The sequence below is a fragment of the Promicromonospora umidemergens genome, assembly GCF_024171995.1.
Lineage (GTDB): Bacteria > Actinomycetota > Actinomycetes > Actinomycetales > Cellulomonadaceae > Promicromonospora > Promicromonospora umidemergens.
The window spans coordinates 1-3,149 of the sequence record NZ_JAMTCT010000054.1; the positions used below are offsets into that span (position 1 = coordinate 1).

A 3,149-nucleotide genomic window follows, 5' to 3' on the forward strand; every position below is an offset into this window, starting at 1 on the left:
GGTCATCTTGGTTTCTGTGATTGTAGTGTTGCCTGAAGTTTTTTAGGGCACATGGTGGATGCCTTGGCACTAGGAGCCGAAGAAGGACGTTGTAGCCTGCGATAATCCTCGGGGAGTTGGCAGACGAGCTGTGATCCGAGGGTCTCCGAATGGGGGAACCCAGCCGAAGTCATGTTCGGTTACCCGCGCCTGAATGTATAGGGCGTGTGGAGGGAACGTCGGGAAGTGAAACATCTCAGTACCGACAGGAAGAGATATTCCGTGAGTAGTGGCGAGCGAAAGCGGATGAGGCCAAACCGTATGCGTGTCAAGCTGTCAGGCGTTGCGTGTGCGGGGTTGTGGGACCTTCTGGGAAGATCTGACAGTCTTCCAGCCAGTAAGAAAGTCACGTCATAGTCGAACCGGGTTGAATACCGGACCGTAGTGGGTGGGAGTCCCGTAGACGAAATGGTGTGGCCTGGTGGAGGGGATCCCAAGTAGCACGGGGCCCGTGAAATCTCGTGTGAATCTGGCAAGACCACTTGCTAAGCCTAAATACTACCTAGTGACCGATAGCGGACAAGTACCGTGAGGGAAAGGTGAAAAGTACCCCGGGAGGGGAGTGAAATAGTACCTGAAACCGTGTGCCTACAATCCGTCGGAGCCTCCATGGTAGGGGTGACGGCGTGCCTTTTGAAGAATGAGCCTGCGAGTTAGTGCTCGGTGGCGAGGTTAACCCGTGTGGGGTATCCGTAGCGAAAGCGAGTCCGAATAGGGCGATTGAGTCGCCGGGTCTAGACCCGAAGCGAAGTGATCTAGCCATGGGCAGGTTGAAGCGCCGGTAAGACGGCGTGGAGGACCGAACCCACCAGGGTTGAAAACCTGGGGGATGACCTGTGGTTAGGGGTGAAAGGCCAATCAAACTTCGTGATAGCTGGTTCTCCCCGAAATGCATTTAGGTGCAGCGTCGCGTGTTTCTTACCGGAGGTAGAGCTACTGGATGGCTAATGGGCCTCACCAGGTTACTGACGTCAGCCAAACTCCGAATGCCGGTAAGTGCAAGCGCGGCAGTGAGACTGCGGGGGATAAGCTCCGTGGTCGAGAGGGAAACAGCCCAGATCACCGGCTAAGGTCCCCAAGCGTGTGCTCAGTGGGAAAGGATGTGGAGTTGCACAGACAACCAGGAGGTTGGCTTAGAAGCAGCCACCCTTGAAAGAGTGCGTAATAGCTCACTGGTCAAGTGATTCCGCGCCGACAATGTAGCGGGGCTCAAGCACACCACCGAAGCCGTGGCACTCACACGTTAGCCCAGCACCAGACTTGTTCTGTGTGTTCAGGTGTGTGGGTGGGTAGGGGAGCGTCGTGTGGGCAGTGAAGTCGCGGAGTGATCCAGCGGTGGAGCCTACACGAGTGAGAATGCAGGCATGAGTAGCGAATGACGGGTGTGAATCCCGTCCGCCGAATGACCAAGGGTTCCAGGGCCAGGTTCATCCGCCCTGGGTAAGTCGGGACCTAAGGCGAGGCCGACAGGCGTAGTCGATGGACAAGGAGTTGATATTCTCCTACCGGCGAAGTACCGCCCATACCGAGCCCGGTGATACTAACCACCCCGGACCTGCACCGACACCTTCGGGTGTCATCGTGGGCGAGGCGTGGGACCTGATCCGGTAGTAGGTAAGCGTGTTAACAGGGGTGACGCAGGAAGGTAGCCAGGCGTGGCGATGGTTGTCCACGTCCAAGGTTGTAGCCCGTCCCATAGGCAAATCCGTGGGGCACGAGGGTGAGAGCTGATAGTGACCGTGTATGCGGGAAACTGGTGATCCTATGCTGCCTAGAAAAGCCTCGACGCGAGGGACTAGCCGCCCGTACCCTAAACCGACTCAGGTGGTCAGGTAGAGAATACTAAGGCGATCGAGAGAATCGTGGTTAAGGAACTCGGCAAAATGCCCCCGTAACTTCGGGAGAAGGGGGGCCTGAACTGTTAACCCACTTGCTGGGGGACGCGGGGAGGGCCGCAGAGACCAGGGAGAAGCGACTGTTTACTAAAAACACAGGTCCGTGCGAAGTCGCAAGACGATGTATACGGACTGACGCCTGCCCGGTGCTGGAAGGTTAAGAGGACGAGTCAGCCGTAAGGCGAAGCTCAGAATTTAAGCCCCAGTAAACGGCGGTGGTAACTATAACCATCCTAAGGTAGCGAAATTCCTTGTCGGGTAAGTTCCGACCTGCACGAATGGCGTAACGACTTCTCCGCTGTCTCAACCGCGAACTCGGCGAAATTGCACTACGAGTAAAGATGCTCGTTACGCGCAGCAGGACGGAAAGACCCCGGGACCTTTACTATAGCTTGGTATTGGTGTTCGGTGCGGTTTGTGTAGGATAGGTGGGAGACTGTGAAGTCCGGGCGCCAGCTCGGGTGGAGTCATTGTTGAAATACCACTCTGATCGCTTCGGATGTCTAACCTCGGTCCGTAATCCGGATCAGGGACAGTGCCTGGTGGGTAGTTTAACTGGGGCGGTTGCCTCCTAAAATGTAACGGAGGCGCTCAAAGGTTCCCTCAGCCTGGTTGGCAATCAGGTGTCGAGTGCAAGTGCACAAGGGAGCTTGACTGTGAGACCGACAGGTCGAGCAGGGACGAAAGTCGGAACTAGTGATCCGGCGGTGGCTTGTGGAAGCGCCGTCGCTCAACGGATAAAAGGTACCCCGGGGATAACAGGCTGATCTTGCCCAAGAGTCCATATCGACGGCATGGTTTGGCACCTCGATGTCGGCTCGTCGCATCCTGGGGCTGGAGTAGGTCCCAAGGGTTGGGCTGTTCGCCCATTAAAGCGGTACGCGAGCTGGGTTTAGAACGTCGTGAGACAGTTCGGTCCCTATCCGCTGCGCGCGCAGGAAACTTGAGAAGGGCTGTCCCTAGTACGAGAGGACCGGGACGGACGAACCTCTGGTGTGCCAGTTGTTCCGCCAGGAGCACGGCTGGTTGGCTACGTTCGGAAGGGATAACCGCTGAAAGCATCTAAGCGGGAAGCCTGCTTCGAGATGAGGTTTCCAGACACCCTTGTGGTGTGAGAGGCACCCAGCAGACCACTGGGTTGATAGGCCGGATGTGGAAGACAGGACTAACGACTGTCGGAGCTGACCGGTACTAACTGCCGATAACTTCACAACA

1 rRNA gene is annotated in these 3,149 nt (G+C 56.7%); it reads left to right on the forward strand.

Features of this window, described 5'->3' with window-relative positions:
* Positions 1 to 31 precede the first annotated feature (31 nt).
* Positions 32 to 3,148: ribosomal RNA gene (locus tag APR04_RS30160) — 23S ribosomal RNA — on the forward strand.
* Position 3,149 lies beyond the last annotated feature (1 nt).